The sequence below is a fragment of the Haloarcula amylolytica genome, assembly GCF_049705545.1.
Taxonomy (GTDB): Archaea; Halobacteriota; Halobacteria; order Halobacteriales; family Haloarculaceae; genus Haloarcula; species Haloarcula amylolytica_B.
Genome location: NZ_JBNAMU010000001.1, coordinates 1 through 16,647 on the forward strand (window position 1 = coordinate 1; position 16,647 = coordinate 16,647).

23 protein-coding genes are annotated in these 16,647 nt (G+C 64.1%); 10 read left to right on the forward strand and 13 right to left on the reverse strand.

The features are described from left to right. The 3 genes from ACOZ4H_RS00005 to ACOZ4H_RS00015 form a co-directional block, all read left to right on the forward strand. Positions 1-909, forward strand: a 909-nt coding sequence (locus ACOZ4H_RS00005; protein WP_424327393.1) for an AEC family transporter, incomplete at its 5' end; no start/stop codon positions are given. A 45-nt stretch (positions 910-954) separates the two neighbouring features. After that, positions 955-1,329, forward strand: a complete 375-nt coding sequence (locus ACOZ4H_RS00010; RefSeq protein ID WP_424327394.1) for a cupin domain-containing protein — start codon at positions 955-957, stop codon at positions 1,327-1,329. Between the two features lie 56 nt (positions 1,330-1,385). After that, on the forward strand, positions 1,386-2,036 hold the full coding sequence (locus ACOZ4H_RS00015; RefSeq protein ID WP_424327395.1) for a bifunctional 4-hydroxy-2-oxoglutarate aldolase/2-dehydro-3-deoxy-phosphogluconate aldolase: 651 nt from the start codon (positions 1,386-1,388) through the stop codon (positions 2,034-2,036). Between the two features lie 62 nt (positions 2,037-2,098). Here the strand turns inward: ACOZ4H_RS00015 and ACOZ4H_RS00020 are convergent, their stop codons facing one another. The 7 genes from ACOZ4H_RS00020 to ACOZ4H_RS00050 all read right to left on the reverse strand — a co-directional run bounded on the left by ACOZ4H_RS00020 (position 2,099) and on the right by ACOZ4H_RS00050 (position 8,868). Continuing rightward, positions 2,099-2,659, reverse strand: coding sequence for a cell wall anchor protein (locus ACOZ4H_RS00020; RefSeq protein ID WP_424327396.1), 561 nt, complete (start codon positions 2,657-2,659; stop codon positions 2,099-2,101). Between the two features lie 440 nt (positions 2,660-3,099). Continuing rightward, the gene (locus ACOZ4H_RS00025) at positions 3,100-4,704 is read right to left on the reverse strand and encodes a Coenzyme F420 hydrogenase/dehydrogenase, beta subunit C-terminal domain (RefSeq protein WP_424327397.1); all 1,605 of its coding nucleotides are present in this window, start codon (positions 4,702-4,704) and stop codon (positions 3,100-3,102) included. Next, complete coding sequence (locus ACOZ4H_RS00030) at positions 4,697-6,436, reverse strand: nitrite/sulfite reductase (RefSeq protein WP_424327398.1); 1,740 nt, start codon at positions 6,434-6,436, stop codon at positions 4,697-4,699. The genes ACOZ4H_RS00025 and ACOZ4H_RS00030 overlap by 8 nt, the downstream gene beginning before the upstream one ends. A gap of 231 nt (positions 6,437-6,667) precedes the next feature. Next, positions 6,668-7,963: a signal recognition particle-docking protein FtsY gene (gene ftsY / locus ACOZ4H_RS00035; RefSeq protein ID WP_424327399.1), complete on the reverse strand. Its 1,296-nt coding sequence runs from the start codon at positions 7,961-7,963 to the stop codon at positions 6,668-6,670. 6 nt (positions 7,964-7,969) lie between these two features. After that, positions 7,970-8,431 (reverse strand): prefoldin subunit alpha, encoded by a 462-nt coding sequence (gene pfdA / locus ACOZ4H_RS00040; protein WP_424327400.1) that lies wholly within the window; start codon positions 8,429-8,431, stop codon positions 7,970-7,972. Then, entirely contained in the window at positions 8,428-8,601 is a 174-nt protein-coding gene (gene rpl18a / locus ACOZ4H_RS00045; protein WP_004594032.1) for a 50S ribosomal protein L18Ae, read from the reverse strand. The genes pfdA and rpl18a overlap by 4 nt, the downstream gene beginning before the upstream one ends. A gap of 129 nt (positions 8,602-8,730) precedes the next feature. Further along, entirely contained in the window at positions 8,731-8,868 is a 138-nt protein-coding gene (locus ACOZ4H_RS00050) for a hypothetical protein (RefSeq protein WP_424327401.1), read from the reverse strand. Between the two features lie 96 nt (positions 8,869-8,964). Here ACOZ4H_RS00050 and ACOZ4H_RS00055 point away from each other — a divergent pair, with 96 nt between their 5' ends. Beyond that, a complete protein-coding gene (locus ACOZ4H_RS00055) occupies positions 8,965-9,129 on the forward strand; it encodes a hypothetical protein (RefSeq protein WP_424327402.1) in 165 nt (54 codons plus the stop codon). Between the two features lie 23 nt (positions 9,130-9,152). Here ACOZ4H_RS00055 and ACOZ4H_RS00060 read toward each other — a convergent pair whose 3' ends face one another. From ACOZ4H_RS00060 to ACOZ4H_RS00070, 3 genes are read right to left on the reverse strand one after another with little or no spacing between them, the layout of a single operon-like run. Next, a complete protein-coding gene (locus ACOZ4H_RS00060) occupies positions 9,153-9,818 on the reverse strand; it encodes a translation initiation factor IF-6 (RefSeq protein WP_424327403.1) in 666 nt (221 codons plus the stop codon). Positions 9,819-9,820: 2 nt separating this feature from the next. Next, entirely contained in the window at positions 9,821-10,099 is a 279-nt protein-coding gene (locus ACOZ4H_RS00065; RefSeq protein ID WP_424327404.1) for a 50S ribosomal protein L31e, read from the reverse strand. After that, on the reverse strand, positions 10,099-10,251 hold the full coding sequence (locus ACOZ4H_RS00070; RefSeq protein WP_004518346.1) for a 50S ribosomal protein L39e: 153 nt from the start codon (positions 10,249-10,251) through the stop codon (positions 10,099-10,101). The genes ACOZ4H_RS00065 and ACOZ4H_RS00070 overlap by 1 nt, the downstream gene beginning before the upstream one ends. 186 nt (positions 10,252-10,437) lie before the next feature. On the opposite strand from ACOZ4H_RS00070, the gene ACOZ4H_RS00075 reads away from it, so the two are divergent. After that, positions 10,438-10,890 carry a hypothetical protein gene (locus ACOZ4H_RS00075; protein WP_424330315.1) on the forward strand — a complete coding sequence of 151 codons (453 nt, stop codon included), beginning with the start codon at positions 10,438-10,440 and terminating at the stop codon, positions 10,888-10,890. On the opposite strand, the gene ACOZ4H_RS00080 is transcribed toward ACOZ4H_RS00075, so the two are convergent. From ACOZ4H_RS00080 to ACOZ4H_RS00090, 3 genes are all read right to left on the reverse strand, one after another. Further along, entirely contained in the window at positions 10,887-11,699 is an 813-nt protein-coding gene (locus tag ACOZ4H_RS00080; protein ID WP_424327405.1) for a ZIP family metal transporter, read from the reverse strand. The two genes, ACOZ4H_RS00075 and ACOZ4H_RS00080, sit on opposite strands and share 4 nt — an antisense overlap. A gap of 309 nt (positions 11,700-12,008) precedes the next feature. Beyond that, a complete protein-coding gene (gene thpR / locus ACOZ4H_RS00085; protein WP_424327406.1) occupies positions 12,009-12,572 on the reverse strand; it encodes an RNA 2',3'-cyclic phosphodiesterase in 564 nt (187 codons plus the stop codon). A gap of 44 nt (positions 12,573-12,616) precedes the next feature. Beyond that, entirely contained in the window at positions 12,617-13,015 is a 399-nt protein-coding gene (locus tag ACOZ4H_RS00090; protein WP_424327407.1) for a hypothetical protein, read from the reverse strand. Positions 13,016-13,099: 84 nt separating this feature from the next. Between ACOZ4H_RS00090 and ACOZ4H_RS00095 the strand changes: the two genes are divergently transcribed. The 5 genes from ACOZ4H_RS00095 to ACOZ4H_RS00115 all read left to right on the forward strand — a co-directional run bounded on the left by ACOZ4H_RS00095 (position 13,100) and on the right by ACOZ4H_RS00115 (position 16,602). Next, complete coding sequence (locus ACOZ4H_RS00095) at positions 13,100-13,828, forward strand: tetratricopeptide repeat protein (RefSeq protein WP_424327408.1); 729 nt, start codon at positions 13,100-13,102, stop codon at positions 13,826-13,828. Next, the gene (locus ACOZ4H_RS00100; protein WP_424327409.1) at positions 13,825-14,115 is read left to right on the forward strand and encodes a DUF424 domain-containing protein; all 291 of its coding nucleotides are present in this window, start codon (positions 13,825-13,827) and stop codon (positions 14,113-14,115) included. The genes ACOZ4H_RS00095 and ACOZ4H_RS00100 overlap by 4 nt, the downstream gene beginning before the upstream one ends. Positions 14,116-14,178: 63 nt before the next feature. Beyond that, the gene (locus tag ACOZ4H_RS00105; protein ID WP_424327410.1) at positions 14,179-14,625 is read left to right on the forward strand and encodes a hypothetical protein; all 447 of its coding nucleotides are present in this window, start codon (positions 14,179-14,181) and stop codon (positions 14,623-14,625) included. A gap of 68 nt (positions 14,626-14,693) precedes the next feature. Next, on the forward strand, positions 14,694-15,941 hold the full coding sequence (locus tag ACOZ4H_RS00110) for an aminotransferase class V-fold PLP-dependent enzyme (RefSeq protein ID WP_424327411.1): 1,248 nt from the start codon (positions 14,694-14,696) through the stop codon (positions 15,939-15,941). Positions 15,942-16,173: 232 nt separating this feature from the next. Beyond that, positions 16,174-16,602, forward strand: coding sequence for an iron-sulfur cluster assembly scaffold protein (locus tag ACOZ4H_RS00115; protein ID WP_424327412.1), 429 nt, complete (start codon positions 16,174-16,176; stop codon positions 16,600-16,602). Positions 16,603-16,647: the final 45 nt, after the last annotated feature.

A 16,647-nucleotide genomic window follows, 5' to 3' on the forward strand; every position in this document is an offset into this window, starting at 1 on the left:
ATGGCTGTTCTCGGGCAGCTCGGATTCATGGTCGCCTTTCTTTCGGCCGGCGTCGCCGCCGGCCACTTCGGGCTGCTGACCGAACGGCGGACGGATACCCTCACCTCCCTCGTATTTACCGTCGCGCTGCCGGCGCTCATATTTCGGTCCACGTACGACCGACCGCTGCGGGAGATTATTTCACCGGCGTTGCTCGGGGGGTTCTGGGCCGTCATCGCGTTGACGATAACGCTGGGCTGGCTCGTCCACCGGCGGCTGGAGTCTCCCGACCGCCGCAGCGTCTCCGTCGTCCAGTCCTATCACAGCAACATGGGGTTTCTCGGTCTGCCGCTCGTGGCGGCGACGATGGGCAGCGAAGCGACGGCCGTCGCCAGCGTCATCCTCGGCATCGGCGCGGTGACCCACGTCCCGGTGACGGTGTTCCTGTTAGTCCGCATCAACGGCAGCGACGCCTCGCTGCTGGGCGAGTGCAGGAAACTCCTCACGAACCCGGTGCTCATCGCGCTGGCGGCCGGCATCACAGCCTCGGTTCTATCGCTAGCCGTTCCGGAGCTACTCATCGGTGCGCTCGGCCCGCCGGCTGAGCTGGCGCTCCCGGTCGCCCTGCTGTGTATCGGTGCGACGCTCGACACGGACCTCCCGGTGTCTGACCTGCAGAAGACCGTCAGCGTCGTCGGGCTGAAGGTGCTGTGGATGCCGGCGCTGGCGTGGCTGGTATACTCCTCGCTCGCCGTCGATACGACAGCGCTGGGCGCGGCAGTCGTGATGCTCGGCACCCCGACAGCGGTGTCGACGTACGTCTACACGACGGAGTTGGGGGGCGACGCGGCGTTCGCCTCGCTGAACGTCTTCACTTCGACAGTGGTCTCCATCGGGACGCTCTCCATGCTGGTCTGGCTGTTCGCCTGAGTCGCCGTGACCACGCTTTTGCCCACCGACGCCCCCACGGACGATATGGGCTATCACCAGATCGATCCCGAGGACCTGTCGGAGACTGAGGACTATCCCTGTGACCGGCGCGGGGTCTCCGACGCCACCGAACTCCACGCGCTCCACGCGGCCACTTACGAAATGGTGCCCGGCGAGGACCTCTCGCGAAGCTATCACTACCACGAGACGCGCGAGGAGCTGTTCTACGTGCTCGACGGCACGCTCCACGTCGAAACGCCCGACGGGGAGTACGTCGTTTCGGCCGACGAGGTGTTCGTCGCCGAACCGGAGAGCCCACACCGTGCGCACAACCCCGCCGACGCCGACGAACCAGTCACGGTCCTCGGCGTTGGCGCGCCGCCGACCGACATCGCGCGCCCGTACGATCCCGACACGTAGCGAGGGGGCTCGGCGGTTCAGACACGCTTTTGGGCCACCCCATCACAGTTGCGCCCATGACGAGCAAACAGGCGGTACAACAGCAACTGGTCGACAGCGGCGTCACAGCGGTCCTGCGCGGGATTCCCGAAGAGAAAATGGTCGATGTGGCGACGGCCGTCCACGAGGGCGGCGTCACGGCGCTGGAACTCACCGCGGACGCCAAGCGCTGCTCGGACATGATCGCCGCCGTCGACAAGGCGCTCGACGACACCGACGCTATCATCGGGGCCGGTACGGTCATGGACGCCGCCGCCGCCCGCAACGTCATTGAGGCCGGCGCGGAGTTCGTCCTCGCGCCGAACCTCAACGAGGACGTGCTCGACGTGTGTAATCGCGAGGGCGTCGTCGCCATCCCCGGCGTTATGACGCCGACGGAGGCCGCCGACGCGATGGAGGCCGGCGCGGACATCTTGAAGATGTTCCCTGCAAAAACGGTCGGCCCGGCCCACATCGGCGCGCTGCAGGGTCCGCTCGGGGACGTGCCGATTATGCCGACCGGCGGCGTCTCGACCGACAACGTCGACGAGTTCTTCGATGCCGGCGCGGTCGCCGTCGGCGCAGGCTCGGCACTGGTCAACTACGAAGCAATCGAGAACGACGACATGGACGGCGTCCGCGAACAGGCCGCGGAGTTCGTCGCCGCCGTCGAGGCCGCCCGAGAGTAGCAACGGTCCGCGGACCTCACCGCTCGGACAGTCAGAAAACGACCCGGTACGGCGTCAGCGACTTATTCTCCGGTCGTGTTCGTCGTTTCGTTGCTCTCCGTTTCGTTGCCGGCCGTACCGGTTTCATTGCCCGGCATGTCCGTTTCGTTGCCCGGGATCTCAGTCTCGTTACCTGGCAGGTCCGTTTCGTTGCCTGGTATCTCAGTCCCGTTGTCCGGCATGTCCGTTTCGTTGCCCGGGATCTCAGTCTCGTTACCTGGCAGGTCCGTTTCGTTGCCTGGTATCTCAGTCCCGTTGTCCGGCAGATCCGTTCCGTTACCCGGCGTCTCGGTCTCGTTCCCGAGAGCATCGGTGTCGTTCTCGCCGAGTTCAGTCTCGGTATCCATTCCGGTTTCTTCCTCGGTTTCGAACGCAGTCTCCGTCTCGGTCTCCATCGCCGGTTCCGTCTCGTCTTCTGTCATCGCGTCAGTCTCTTCCGCCGTGGGCGTGTCCGGAGCTTCGGCACCGCCGCCGTCGGTTTCTGTTCCGCTGCCGCCGTCGGAGCCGCCACAGCCAGCGAGAGCCACGAGCGCGCCGCCTGTGATTTTGATAACGTTCCGCCGAGATGTGATCGGTCGTTCCATAGCGTTTGCACGAAGACTACCAGGGCAGTTTATGAATGACCTGCTAAGCGTCAGACGGGGGACCGACCGGATGGATTAGCTACATCTGAAGTTGGGCCGGTTCGCGAAACGGCTATGAACGATCTGTTTCAGATCATGATTGATCGAACGGTAGTTCCGGATCGGGTATGTAAGCGGTTCTGCGGTCGGCCCACGCTTCGTCACCCGAGCCTCGATGTGCCCTGGTTCGGTCGTATAAACGGGTAGTAACCATCCGATTCACCCAGTTCACAGACGATTATCGAGCACATAGGTATCTGTATCTTCCAAGCGGACTATCGTGTCGCTATTTGCCCTGTGGCGCCGGTCAGGCGGCCGCTTCATGGCCAAAACCCGGCCGGCTGCTGTTTAGCAACGGTATAAGACAGGCTGTGTTGCCAAACGTCCCGGGCCCCTCGTCACTAGTCGCTCTCGTGCGGGTGAAGTTCGGACCCGTAGTGCTCGGCGTGGTCGGCGTAGTCGATGAACCGCGGTGCGTCGGGGTCAAAGGGCCGCTGCAGCGCGTCGAAGGCCTTCTTCTTGTCCCAGCCCTGGAGCTTGCCGACGGCAGAGCGGTCTTCGAGGTCGTGGTAATCAAGGTCAGGTTCGGTCAGTTCCCACGCCCGCAGGCCGGTTTCGGTTCGGACGATGACCGAGGAGTACTCGTCGCTGGACCCGACGGAACCGACGGTGAGGTCGGCACAGTAGCCAGTGAAGTCGGCACACTCGTCACAGCCCTTGAGGGCGGCGTCGTGGAAGTTCTCCACGTCTTCCTCCAGGAGCATCTCTCCGTCCTCACCGTAGACCATCATCTTCCCGTGGAGCACGTCCATCTTGCCGATGTCGGCGCGGTCGATGCCACGCTCTTCTTCGATGAGTTCGCCGATGAGCGAGTAGTAGTTGAAGTTCTTCGTACACATCAGCGCGATGGTGTAGTCGATGGCTCGGACGCCGTCCTCCTGGGCGGCGTAGTCCCAGTCGAAATCCTGCAGGGCGCGAATTCCCTCGATTTCGCAGGGAGTGCCGACCAGCGCGAGTGAGGCCTCCGACAGCGGGACGTCGAGTTTGTGTTCCCACTGCTCGAGGTCGAGGTTCCCCAGCGCGAGCGTCTGGTTGTAGAAGCTCCCGGCGTTGTCGATGCACTCCTCGGGCGTCGTTGCGAGGAACGATTCGGCTTTCCACTCGGCGTCGTCGCTCTCGGTGGCGATGAGCGCACCGTCGATCTCACCGGCCTCCAGCAAGTGACACAGTACCGAGGTCACGAGGCCGCCGTCCTGGGCGTTCTCCCGCCAATCGTCCTCGACCTTTGCTGAGAACTCCGTGATAGGGTCGCCCGCGCCTTTGACGTTGTCGTCGCCGCCAGTGACCTTCCACTGGCGCTCGTAGCGGAGGCCGCCGCGGGGACACATATCCCAGCACAGCGAGCAGCCGGTACACATCTTCACGAGCTTCGGCAGGTCGTCGTCGCCGATGCCGATAGAGTCGCTGGGACAGGCCGCGACGCAGGTCCCACATTGGATACAGCGGTCGGCCTGGATGACGGCCTCGTCGAGTTCCATAAACCACGTTTTGCCCTCGGGCTCCTCGATGTCGTTCATCTCGGCGCGGATGCCGTCGCCGGGCGTCTCGAGGTCAGCGCCGTCGGGAACGCCCACCCGTTCGTCCGGCCGGCCGTCGTCGACGTTCTGGCTGGTCCCCGTCGCCGGCTCCGTGAACCGGATGGGTTTGAGTTTGCCGTCCGGTTCGACGTTCGCCGCGCCGGTCCCGCCGTCCGGGCGGACGCGCCGCTCCCCACTATGGCTGTGGCCGTGACTGTGCCCGCTGTCGCCCCCGCTACACCCGCAATCGCTCCCGCAGCCACAGGCGTCGTCTTGACCGTCACTCGGGACGCCGGGCATCGGTCGGCCACCGTCAGTCACCAGCGGTGGGTCATCGTGGCACGGGCGAGCGTCCCGTCGCTCGTGGTCCAGGAGTTCGGGCGCGGCGTCGGCCGGCGCGACCTGCCGCCGGTAGCGCCGGTCAGTCATCGTCGGCCACCTCCCCGCGGCCGCCGCCGTCACCGTGTGCGACGCCGCCGTCGACGTTGGCGTCGGCCCGCCGCATCACCGAGCGAAGCCGGTCGTTGTCAACGCGGCGGCACCACTCGTAGAACCGCTCGCCGTCCGTTCGCTCGTCGGCATAGGCCTCGAACAGTTCTTCCAGCGCCGGAATGACGGCGTCCGCCGGGACGGCGTGTTCGACCCAATCCAGGAACTCGTTGTCCGCGCCGAGGCTCCCGCCGAGGCCAAAGTCCATCCCTTCGATGATATTGTCGCCCTCTTCGTTGGTGGTTCCCTCGGGGTCGTCGACCTGCACCGTCTCGCCGCGGAAGCCGATGTCAGCGATCTGCGGCTGCGCGCAGGAGGCCGAGCAGCCGGACATGTGCATCCGGACCACGTCTATCTCGTCAGGCACGTCGATCCGGCGGTCCAGGGCCTTCGCCCAGCGGCGGACGCGGTTTTTCGTCTCGATGATGCCGTAGTTGCAGAACTCCGAGCCGGTGCAGCCGACCGCACCCCGCGAGAACGGGCCGGGGTCGGGCTGGTACTTCCGGGCAAAGGGCGTATTCAGCAAATTGCCGATGTTTCGCTCGGGAACGTGCGTGATGAGGAAGTTCTGGTCGGTCGCCAGTCTGACCGATGCGTCCTCCGTGCCGTACTCCCGTGCGGCGTGGGCCGCTCGCCGGAACTCGTCGCCGCCCATCCGGCCGGCGATGACGTTGAAGCCGACGTACTTCAGGCCGTCCACACGCTGGTCGTGGATGCCGACGTGGTCGCCGCGGTACCCTTCCGAGCAGTCGGTCCCCTGGGTCGGCAGATCGACCGTACAGCGGTCCCGGACCGCCTCCTCGAACGTCTCGGCGCCCATCTGCTGGACGAGATAGCGCATCCGGCAGACGCCGCGGTTGGTGCGGTCGCCCAGTTCCTTGAAGGTCTGGGCGACGGCCCGGCAGAACTCGACGGCGTCCGCCGGCGGGACGAACACGTCCAGGTCCGAGGCCATCCGTGGCCCGTCCGAAAGGCCCCCGCCCACTCTGACGTGGAAGCCGTAGTACTGCTCGCCATCGATTTCGCGGCGGGCCGGCGTCAGTCCCACGTCGTTGATCTGGGACTGCGCGCAGTCCTGCCGGCAGCCGGTGATCGTCATTTTGAATTTCCGCGGGAGGTTCGCGTACTCCCGGTTTTTCGTGAAAAACTCCGAGATGGCGTCGACGACGGGCTGGGCGTCGAAGCACTCGTGATCGTCCAGCCCAGCGGCGGGACAGCCAAGCACGTTCCGCGCCGAGTCGCCACAGCCCTGGACCGTCGTCAGACCGACCTCGTCGTAGCGCTGCCAGATTTCGGGCACGTCCTCGATTTCGATCCAGTGCATCTGGACGTCCTGGCGGGTCGTGATATCGAGGAACGCGTCACCCCAGATATCGTTCTGTTCCTCACCGCCGTACTCCTCAGGCGCGGTGGCGTACTCGTCGGCCACCTCGCCGATGACTTCGGCCTGCTCGGGCGAGAGATAGCCGCCGGGGACTTTGGTCCGCATCATGAAGTAGCCGTCCTGGCGACCATGGGCGTACAGCCCGGCCCACTTCAGTCGCTCCCACTCGCCGTCGTCGGCCCGGTCCTCAATCTCCTCGAAACTCAACTCCTCGGCCGCATACTGCGCAACGTCTTCGATAACGTCCAGCGGATGCTTCTCCTGTTTCCAGCGTTCAACTGTGTTCATTACTATCACACCACAATACTGTGTGGATTGATAATGAATAACGAGCGTCTTCAACGCGCCCCTGCCGGCGAAAACGACCACACCTCCCCTGAGGTGGTAACAATTGCCTCATTATGAACAGGGCTGTCCCGGCGCGACGGCCCGGACTCTATGGGTTCCACACAATCAGGGTCGGCAGTTACCGCTCACAGCTACTAGGTAGCGGCAAAAATGACCGCGAAGTCCGGAGGCCTACTCGCCGATGAGGCTGTCGACGATTTCCTCGGGGTCGAACGGTTCGAGGTCGTCGTAGTCCTGGCCGGTCCCCAGGAAGAGGATCGGCTTGCCGGTGACGTGCGCGACGGAGATTGCCGCGCCGCCCTGCGGGTCGGCGTCGGCTTTCGTCAGGATCGCCCCGTCGATCTCGGCCGCGTCGTTGAACTCGCGTGCCCGGTTGACGGCGTCCTGGCCCGCGACCGCCTCGTCCACGAACAGCGTCATGTCCGGGTCGATATTGCGGTCGATCTTCTCCAGCTGGGCCATCAGGTCGTCCGAGGTGTGGAGTCGGCCGGCCGTGTCGCCAAGCACCACGTCGATGTCGTTGGCCTTGGCGTACTCGACGGCGTCGTAGATGACCGCCGTCGGGTCCGACCCCTGCTCGTGGGTGATGATCTTCTTGTCGAGGTTCTCGGCGTGCTTTTCGAGTTGCTCGTTCGCGCCGGCGCGGTAGGTGTCGCCGTTGGCGAGTACCGTCGAGAGCCCTCGTTCCTCGAAGTATTGGGCGAGTTTCGCAATCGAGGTCGTCTTTCCGACGCCGTTGACCCCGGTGAACACGATGGTGACGGGCTTGTCGGCCTGCTGGACGCGCTCGTCGAAGTCGAACTGGCCGACGTTGATGACGTCGTACAGCGACTCCCGGAGCGCGTCCCGGACGAGGTTCCCCGTGCTGGAGAGCCGTCGGCGGGTCTGGCCTGTGAGGTTCTCCTTGACGCCGTCGAGGATCTCGTTGGCGACGCTCATCTCCACGTCGCTCGACAGCAGCGCCAGTTCGAGGTCGTCGAGGTGGCTCTGTAAGTCCTCCTCCTCGATGACCGTCTTCCCGGTCGCCATGAGCTTCGCCTTCGCGGCGAGGCCGCGGCCGCCATCGTCGTCTTCAGACTCCGACTCGGCGTCGGACACCGAGTCGTCATCGGTCTCCGCGGTGTCGTCCGGCTGTGAATCGTCCGCGGGGCTTGCATCTACGTCTTCGACTGCCGTGGACGACGCCGTGGCTGACTCATCTATCGCCTCGGAGTCCGCGACTGGCGGTTCAGAGTCAGCGCCGGACTGGTCGTCCGTGGCTGCTGGCGTCGCTGCCGCCGCCTGCGTGTCGTCTTCGGACGGCTGTGAGTCTTTTGCGGGCTCAGCGTCGGCTGCCTGTTCGGCAGGCGCTTCCCCGTTTGCCTCGTCGGCGTCCGGTTCGTCCTCCGCTTCGAGTGCCTCTTCGTCGACGTCCTCTTCGACGTCACTCGTGAACCCGCTGAGTTTGTCCTTCAGTCCGTCGAACATGCGGCCTTACTCGTCTTCCTGCTCTTGCTGTTGCATCATCTGCTGCATCTGCTGCTGTTGCATCTGCTGGGCCTGCTGTTCGAGTTCCTCCATCTCGGTCTCGACTTCGGCCTTCTCTTCCTGCAGGTCGCTGATGTGGTCGTCCAGCGTTTCCTTCTTCGTTTCCAGCGTGCTGACAGCGCCTTCCTGCTCGCGCTCTGCGGAGTAGCCGCCACCGAGGGAGACGACGACCTCGTCGATATCCTCGATAGTGGCGCGGATGTAGGCGTCGCCGCCGAGCGGGACCTGCACCGTGGAGCCGGAGTCAAGCGTCTCGATGGCCTCGATGGCCTCGTCGATGTCAGTCTGCTTCTCGCGGAGGCGTTCGATCTCCTCGTCGATAGCGTCGACTTCCTGCTCCATCTGCTCGATCTCCTGTGCGACCTGCTGCATCTGACCGCCGCCGCCACCGCCGCCACCGCCCATCATGCTGCCACCTCCTCGATCGTGATCTGCGTGCGCTTGAGGTTGTGCTGGGAGCCGAAGTCGCTGTAAACGCGCTCCTCAGCGACGTTCTCGTTTGGCGCGTCGACCTCCTTCTCGAACTGCTGTGGGCCGTCTCGGGCCGGGAAACTACCGCGAACAGTGTACGTGCTCATACACGCAGGTGCGGGCAGGGCAGGGAAGTATCTTCCCCTTCCGCCCGTCCCGGGTGTGTCTCATTCACGAGATGGATCGTCCTGTCCAGCGACTGATACGGCCACACGGGTGGAAAACGAGCGGCGGGCCTACTCCTCGGACGCCGGAGCGTACACCATATCGCCGCCACACTCGGGACAGGACGGCCGGAGCACACCTGTCGAGTAGTCACACTTTCGGCAGACGAGGCGGTTCTGGTCTTCCGTGGGCGAGGTTCGCTGGACCATACGTGCTAGTTGGGAACACACCATATTATTCTTTGACACGGAGTATCATGGTCACCGACCCTGACGGATTTGCCGGAACAATACGTACAGCCGGCTATGAGCGAGACGACCTACCAGTGCCAGTGCGGCGCGACTCTGCGATTCAGGCAGGACCTGACGCTGGAGCGTGGCGGAACCAGTCGGTCCTGGGCGTGTGGGGACTGCGGACTGCCCGTTCCGGGCGTGGTGGCGGAGAAACTCAGCCACCAGCATCCGTCCTGAGCGAGCGGGAAATAAAAACCGCGTCAGTCGATGTAGCCGAGCGCCGCGTCGATACGGCCCAGTTCCGGCCCGGAGGTGTCCGAGCCACAGACGTAGCCGTTGTCGTTGGCGATCAGCCCGGAGCCGACGAGCGGGCCACCGTAGTTGATGGTCCCGATGTCAGCTGGCACGTCGAGGACCTCCTCGAGGGCGTCGAGTTCGCCGTCCGTGGCCTTCGGATGGCAGAGTACGCCATTGTTGGTGGCGACGGCGGCGGTCCCGACGGTCGTGACACCGGCGATGACACCGCGTTCGACAGGCACGTCCAGCCCGTCTTTGACTGCCTGTACGGCGTCTCTGGAGAGGTCGGGGTGGACGTACGCGCCGTAGTCGTTACAGCAGACGACGTTGCCGGCGGCGTTGATCCGGCCGGGCAACCGCGTCACGGGCACGTCGACGACGTCCTGAATCCGTTCGATTTCGGTCTCACGGACGCGTTCGGAGACGACCAGCCCGTTCTCGTTGCCGGTCGCGAGCGCGCCCACGGTCCCGGAGCGGCCGACAGTCGTCGGCACGGCCGGAACGTCGAGTTCGTCGCTCAGGTCATCGAGCAGCGATTCGTCTAAGTCTGGGCGAACCAGCACACAGTCGTCGGTCGCACGGGCGAACACACCCACGTACGACGACCCGGAGAAAGCCGCGCGGAGCAACGTTACTCTGCGGTCTCTGCTTCGACGATGGCTTCGCCCTCTTCCTCGAAGCGGGCGGCGCGAACACGGATCTTGCTCGGCGTGTTGGCGCGACCGCGAGCCCAGGCCGCCTCGTTGATCGAGGGGTCGAGGCGGACGGCGTCCTCGTCGACAGAGAAGTGCTTGGCGAGGTGCTCACGGATGAGGATCATCGCCTTATCTGCGCGCCTGTGGTTCGGTTCGGCTCGCGCGTCTCGGAGCGGGACGGTGACGACACGCTCCTCGAAGTCACTGGCGCTCATTATTCGTCAGTGTCGTTGCGCCGCCAGTGGCGTCGTTTGTGGTTGCGCTGGACCTCGCGGTCCGTCTTGAGCATGACCCAGGCCGGGACTCGACTGTTCTGGTTGTCGAGCTTGGCCAGTCGCTTCTTCGTAGCCTTCGATTTCTTACCCATGGTATGGTGCTTGTTCCGCGCCGTGGTTTAAATTCCTTCCTTTTCGAGCCGGTCACGGCCCGTTATCAGCGGCTATAACTGCGGACGTAGAACTAAGTAGCGAATAACCCTGATTATCAATGGATGAAGCGCCGGAAATTGCTCCAGACAATGGGTGTCAGTGCGACAGCCGTCGGCTCTGGTTGCATGGGCGGTGGCGGTGAGGTCGTCGTCAGCGTGAAACAGGATGTCAGGGTCAACCCGCACGAAGCGTGGATCAAGGAGGAGATCCCGGACGTCTCCGACCCCGGCGGCGAGCTACAGTACATCGTCAAGGCGGACATCCCGTTCAACGTGTACTTTTTCACTGACCGCGAGCAGTTCGAACAGTACGACACGTACATCAAGGGTCGAAAGCCCGACGAGACACCGCCGGGGAACCCCAAGTTCAGCCAGACAGCGGTCCAGCCCGAGGGGTCAGATATCTACGAAGCGTCAACGGACGACGGCGGCGCACGGGAGTCACTCGACGAACCCGGGCCGTACTTTTTCGCCGTCGACCACTCGAACTACCGGATGGAAACCCGCGTCGACGACTACGATGACCCGCTGAAGGCCTTCGTCGATCTCACGGTCATCCGGAAGAAACTCCCCTTCTAGACGAACGCCAGCGGCACCATCGCCAGCACTCCGACAACGACGCCGGCGGTTAGTTCGCGTTTGCCCCCACCCGGCAAGCCGTCCCCGTACTCCAGCGCTTCGGGGACGAACTCCGTGAGCACGAGATACACCATCGCTCCGGCGGCGAAGCCGAAGCCGAACGGAAGGAACGCCTTCGCCAGCGTGACGAAGTAGTACGCGATAACGGCCCCGACCGGCTGTGGCAGCGAGGAGAACACCGCCCACCAGACCATCTTCCACTCGCTGACACCCAGCGAACGGAGCGGGATAGCGATGGCAGTCCCCTCCGGGATATTGTGGATGGAAATAGCGACCGTCATGAACACCGCCAGCAGCGGGACGGAGACGCCGACGATACCCACGGCGGATTCGGGCGTGGCCGATTCCAGCCCGAGTTCCGCGAAGGAGACGCCGACAGCGACACCTTCGGGGAAGCTATGCACAGTCAGAATGCCCAGAATCAACAGGAGCTTGGTGAAATCAGCCTGCTCGAACTGCTCCGGGGAGTGGTCGAAATCGTCCAACAGTTCGTGTGCTACGGCGACGAGCCCGACCCCGGCCAAAATACCGGGAACCATCAGCACCGGCGATCCGTAGGCCAGCCCCTCACGGACGAGTCCGAACAGGGAGGCGGCGACCATGATTCCCGAGGCCAGCCCCCACAGCAGGACGTTCCATCGGTCGGAGAACTCATCGACGAGAAAGAACGGGATCGCACCGAGGCCGGTGGCGAGCGCCGTGAGCAACCCCGCGACGAACACGAAAGCAACGTTCTCGACGGCGACCATATCGGTACTACGCTGCTCAGCCCGATAAAAATTGTCACTAACCTGATTTGTTTTGGCCGGCCTAAACAGCCCGGCAGTACAATCCAAATAGTCAGCAGTGCTTCAAATTGACAGCTACAGTGCGGATAACGACTATTTCTACGACAGTACCGACTACGTCGCGCCTCTCTTCATACAAAATATGTCATAGTACTTACCCACCAACACTGTTCGTGTGAATCTCACACCGACGGCAACCGCTGGCTGTGGCGGGGCACCCTCCCAGCACGTCGCCGCGCCCTGGTTAGGACCGTTAGGAGCCGGATACGCTCACAACGACACCGATTCCACGGTCCGGTACGTCGGGCCGTCAGGTCCCAGTTCACTCTCCTTTAGCCGGATTTCCTCGACCCGCAGGCGTCCCACGTCAGGGTCGTCGTTCTCGACGGCGTTCTGTACCGTCTCTTTGCCGCCGGCGTGGTCCATCCTGGCGATGGTCGCGTGCGGCGTGAACTCGTGGTCTTCCGGGTCGAATCCCATCGCAACGGTCCTGTCTTCGACGGCTTCGTGCAACGCAGTCAGTTCCGCACCGCCCTCGCCGTCGCGGACGCCAATCCAGACGACGCTGATGTAGGATAGCGATGGGAACACGCCGAGACCGCCGAACTCGGCTTCGAACGGCTCGACGCCGCTGTCCTCGACCGCTGCTTCGAGAGCGGTGACGATGTCATCAACCCGGTTGGGCTCGGTGTCGCCGAGGAACTTCAGCGTGACGTGGGCCTGTTCGGGGTCGGTCAGCCGAAGCCCCGAGACGCCGTCGAAGCGCTTCTGTAGGCTCTCGATAGCGTCTTCGAGCCCGTCCAGGTCGACGCTGACGAACAGGCGTTTGGTCATAGCTAGCGATTCCAGTCAGATCCGCAAGAAAGCTACGACGGCGGTCAGTGGCTGCCGTGGTCCGGGGATGCATACCACCGCCAGAGACTATGTCCGAGTCCCAGAGCGACCATTGCGACCGCGGCACCGAAGAGAGCGGGGATGGCGGTGTCAGGAAGTAGACCGAGGGATAGCCGGGCGAGGAGGGCCGCCACAATCAGGAGACCCACCTGTGCTCGTTCCCGGGGCGTCTCCGCCGGACTGGGCACCCAGCGCCAGAGCGCCGATAGCTGCGCGAAGTAGCGTCCGACGAGAACCGCCAGAACAACCGTTCCTGCAACGCCCGCTCCAGCGGCGGGCAGTGACAGCGGGGCCTCGTTCGAGATGATAGCGGCCCAGCCAACGACCGCAAATACACCCCCGAAGAAGACGAGCAATACGTCCACTGCCAGTGGGTCCCGCATATCCGAGAATCCGGTCGCTTGCCACCTAAATCCTGGCGAGCCGTGGACGTAGGCCTTAACCGGATTGGCCGTCAATCAGGAGGTATGACAGACCACGACGACGATCACTCCTTCTCCGAAGGGCAAGGGTTCGACGAGCCGTACGAGGGGTTCGACCTCGAACCGCCGGAGTTCGAGGTAGACCCGGACAAGGTCGACCCCGTCGACTCGCGTGTCGTCACCGACCTGCTAGACCAGCGGAACATCTCCTCTGACTCCGTCGAACCGGAGGAGCTACTCGATGTCGGCCTGGAGTATATGCACATCAACCGCCACGAACAGGCCGCCGAAACCTTCGAGCGCGTTGCCCAGCACACGGAGGAGGAGCGTCTTCTCCAAGAGGCCTGGACGAACAAGGGCGCGGCCCACGCGGAACTCGAGGAGTGGGACGCCGCCATCGGCGCGTACAAGGAAGCCCTCAATTTCGACGAGGAGTCCGATCACGCCGCCACGGCGGAGACGAACCTCGCGTACGCGCTGTGGAAGTCCGGCCGCTCCGAGCAGGCACTGGAACACGCCGAGCGCGCCGTCGAGATCGACCCCCGATTCGGTGAAGGCTGGTACAACCGCGGCTTCTTCCTGCTCGAACGCGGACTGGCTGATGAGGCCATCGACGCGTTCGACAACGCGGTCCGGCTGGGCTTCCGGAACGCCGACGTGCTCGAAGAGAAGGCCCGCGCCCTCGAAGAGGTCGGCGAGTTCGACCGCGCCGAGGAACTGGCTGAGGAAGTCGACGAGATGCGCGAGGAGGCCGAACAGCAACTGCTGGAATGATACTCAACGAACGCGACACCGACGAGGGGTTGCTCGTCTCGGTCTGTGATCCCGACATCATGGGCGAAACGTTCGAGAACGGCCCCGTGTCACTCACCGTCAACGAGGAGTTCTACGGCGGCGAATCGGCCACCGAAGACGAAATCGTCGACAGCCTCGCCCGCTGTTCCGTCGCCAATATCGTCGGCGACGACGCCGTCAGCGTCGCCGTCGAGCACGGCTTCGTCGACGAGGAGAACGTCCTCGACATCGGCGAGACGCGCCACGCGCAACTGCTCTGGATGTAACTGCGGTCGCTGCCGAAAGCCGACCCCGACAGTCTTTGCGTGCGCCCATCGAGAGGGACGCGTATGTACTCCCGAGAGCACGCGCTCGCCTCCGTAGCCGTCGGGGCCGCTGGCCTGACCGTCCTGCCGGTCCCGCTCCCCTGGTGGGCTGCCGTCGGTTACGCGGTCGCCGTCGGCGTCGCCATCGACGTCGATCACTTCGCCGTGGCCCGACTGGAGACCGGCGACTGGGCCGCGTTCCGGCGCGTTCTCCGAAACCCGCGACTCGTCGTCGGCGGCCAGGACGAGATATTCGCCCCGCAGGACCTCTGGCCGCTCCAGCGGCTCCTCAGCCACCACCTCATCGGTGGCGCGGCCGTGTTCGGCCTCTGGCCCGTCTCCGAGCCGCTGGCGCTGTTTACCGCTCTCGTCCTGTATGCCCACGTCCTCTGTGACCTCGTCTGGGACAACTACCGGCTGGAGACCTACCGGGAACAGCACGCGGTGGCCGCCGAGTCCGAATCGGGATAGGCCGGGCACCCGGCGGAGTTCTAGGTGAACCGAAGGAATGTTGCCTGTCGAGTCCCTGTATAGAGGTAATGGGACACGCTGAATCTGAACTACTGGACGTGGAGCGTATCCGTGAGGACTTCCCCATCCTCCAGCGCGAATTCGACGGCGAGCAGGTGGTGTACCTCGACAACGCGGCCACAACGCAGACGCCCGAGCCGGTCGTCGAGACCATCGCCGACTACTACCGGACGACCAACGCCAACGTCCACCGCGGCCTCCACCAGCTGAGCCAGGAGGCCAGCGTCGCCTACGAGGACGCCCACGACCGCGTCGCCGAGTTCATCGGCGCGTCGGGCGAGCGCGAGGAGATCATCTTCACCAAGAACACCACGGAGAGCGAGAACCTCGTGGCCTACGCCTGGGGCCTGAACGAACTCGGCCCCGAAGACGAGGTCGTGCTCACCGAGATGGAACACCACGCCTCGCTGGTCACTTGGCAGCAGATCGCCAAGAAGACCGGCGCGACCTGTCGCTACATCAGCGTCCAGGAGGACGGCACGCTCGATATGGACCACGCCCGCGAGGTCATCACCGACGACACGGCGATGGTCAGCGTCGTCCACGTCTCGAACACGCTCGGGACGGTCAATCCCGTCTCGGAGCTGGCTGACATCGCTCACGACCACGACGCCTACATCTTCGTCGACGGGGCCCAGTCGGTCCCGAACCGCCCGGTCGACGTAGAGGCTATCGACGCCGACTTCCTGGCCTTCTCGGGACACAAGATGGCCGGTCCGACCGGTATCGGCGTCCTCTACGGCAAAAAGCACCTGCTGGAGGAGATGGAGCCGTACCTCTACGGCGGCGAGATGATCAAGAAGGTCACCTTCGAGGACGCCACCTGGAACGACCTCCCCTGGAAGTTCGAGGCCGGCACCCCGGTCATCTGCCAGGGCATCGCGCTGGCGGAGGCCTGTGACTACCTCGACGATATCGGCATGGAACGAATCCAGCGCCACGAGGAGCAGCTCGCCCAGTACGCGCTGGAACAACTGCGGGACGAGGGCGACGTGGAGACGTACGGCCCGGCCGCGGGAACGGAACGGGGTGGCCTGGTCGCGTTCAACCTCGATTCGGTCCACGCCCACGACCTCTCCTCGATCCTCAACGACTCTGCCGTCGCCATCCGCGCCGGCGACCACTGCACCCAGCCCCTACACGACAAGATGGGCGTCCCGGCGTCTGCACGTGCTTCCTTCTACGTCTACAACACGCGGGAAGAGGTGGACAAGCTCGTTTCGGCTATCGACGACGCCCGGCAGTTGTTCGCGTAGTCAACCTCTACCGCGCGCCATCGGCGCGCGGTTTCCCCGGACGCGAACAAAGTGAGCGTCCGGCCTTTTTCGCCCACGTTTTTCGAGTCGAGCGGGACCGACGGTCCCGCTGACCATGCGAACGGCGACAAAATCGCCGTGAGCAGAGAGTGGTCGCCTTCGGCGACCCGACGATGAAAAAAAAGGTGGCTCGGAAGCCTTTTCCGATTGACAGCCGTATCGTAGTTTAATTATGGGTATCGGTGGCTCGGACATGTACCGGCAGCAGATCCTCGATCACTACAAGAACCCCCGGAACTACGGGGAGATCGAGGAGCCGACGTTTACCCACATCGGCGAGAACCCGATGTGCGGCGACGAGATACGGATGGACGTCGTCCTCGACGAGAGCGAGGAGACAATCGAGCAGGTCGCCTTCCAGGGCGACGGCTGCGCCATCTCCCAGGCCTCCGCGTCGATGCTCTCACAGGAGTTGGCGGGGATGGCGGTCGAGGACCTGGAAGCGATGGACCGCGACGACATCACAGAGATGCTCGGCGTCGATATCTCGCCGATGCGGGTGAAATGCGCCGTCCTCGCCGAGAAGGTGGCACAGGACGGGGCGGAGATCTACTTCGGCGAGAAGGACATCGACCGGACGACGACTGAAGACGACGACTGAAACGGGCACACACACCGTCAGTATTCTTTTTATACTACGTCACAC

Bases quoted from the DNA above. Each gene is read 5' to 3' on its own strand.
- ACOZ4H_RS00055 (WP_424327402.1), top strand. From the start codon at position 8,965: ATGAGCGAGACGACCTACCAGTGCCAGTGCGGCGCGACTCTGCGATTC.
- ACOZ4H_RS00070 (WP_004518346.1), bottom strand. From the start codon at position 10,251: ATGGGTAAGAAATCGAAGGCTACGAAGAAGCGACTGGCCAAGCTCGAC.
- thpR (WP_424327406.1), bottom strand. From the start codon at position 12,572: ATGACCAAACGCCTGTTCGTCAGCGTCGACCTGGACGGGCTCGAAGAC.
- ACOZ4H_RS00015 (WP_424327395.1), top strand. From the start codon at position 1,386: ATGACGAGCAAACAGGCGGTACAACAGCAACTGGTCGACAGCGGCGTC.
- ACOZ4H_RS00030 (WP_424327398.1), bottom strand. From the start codon at position 6,436: ATGAACACAGTTGAACGCTGGAAACAGGAGAAGCATCCGCTGGACGTT.
- ACOZ4H_RS00090 (WP_424327407.1), bottom strand. From the start codon at position 13,015: ATGCGGGACCCACTGGCAGTGGACGTATTGCTCGTCTTCTTCGGGGGT.
- ACOZ4H_RS00115 (WP_424327412.1), top strand. From the start codon at position 16,174: ATGGGTATCGGTGGCTCGGACATGTACCGGCAGCAGATCCTCGATCAC.
- ACOZ4H_RS00025 (WP_424327397.1), bottom strand. From the start codon at position 4,704: ATGACTGACCGGCGCTACCGGCGGCAGGTCGCGCCGGCCGACGCCGCG.
- ACOZ4H_RS00065 (WP_424327404.1), bottom strand. From the start codon at position 10,099: ATGAGCGCCAGTGACTTCGAGGAGCGTGTCGTCACCGTCCCGCTCCGA.
- ACOZ4H_RS00050 (WP_424327401.1), bottom strand. From the start codon at position 8,868: ATGGTCCAGCGAACCTCGCCCACGGAAGACCAGAACCGCCTCGTCTGC.
- ACOZ4H_RS00100 (WP_424327409.1), top strand. From the start codon at position 13,825: ATGATACTCAACGAACGCGACACCGACGAGGGGTTGCTCGTCTCGGTC.
- rpl18a (WP_004594032.1), bottom strand. From the start codon at position 8,601: ATGAGCACGTACACTGTTCGCGGTAGTTTCCCGGCCCGAGACGGCCCA.
- pfdA (WP_424327400.1), bottom strand. From the start codon at position 8,431: ATGATGGGCGGTGGCGGCGGTGGCGGCGGCGGTCAGATGCAGCAGGTC.
- ACOZ4H_RS00105 (WP_424327410.1), top strand. From the start codon at position 14,179: ATGTACTCCCGAGAGCACGCGCTCGCCTCCGTAGCCGTCGGGGCCGCT.
- ACOZ4H_RS00075 (WP_424330315.1), top strand. From the start codon at position 10,438: ATGGGCGGTGGCGGTGAGGTCGTCGTCAGCGTGAAACAGGATGTCAGG.
- ACOZ4H_RS00110 (WP_424327411.1), top strand. From the start codon at position 14,694: ATGGGACACGCTGAATCTGAACTACTGGACGTGGAGCGTATCCGTGAG.
- ACOZ4H_RS00010 (WP_424327394.1), top strand. From the start codon at position 955: ATGGGCTATCACCAGATCGATCCCGAGGACCTGTCGGAGACTGAGGAC.
- ACOZ4H_RS00095 (WP_424327408.1), top strand. From the start codon at position 13,100: ATGACAGACCACGACGACGATCACTCCTTCTCCGAAGGGCAAGGGTTC.
- ACOZ4H_RS00020 (WP_424327396.1), bottom strand. From the start codon at position 2,659: ATGGAACGACCGATCACATCTCGGCGGAACGTTATCAAAATCACAGGC.
- ftsY (WP_424327399.1), bottom strand. From the start codon at position 7,963: ATGTTCGACGGACTGAAGGACAAACTCAGCGGGTTCACGAGTGACGTC.
- ACOZ4H_RS00080 (WP_424327405.1), bottom strand. From the start codon at position 11,699: ATGGTCGCCGTCGAGAACGTTGCTTTCGTGTTCGTCGCGGGGTTGCTC.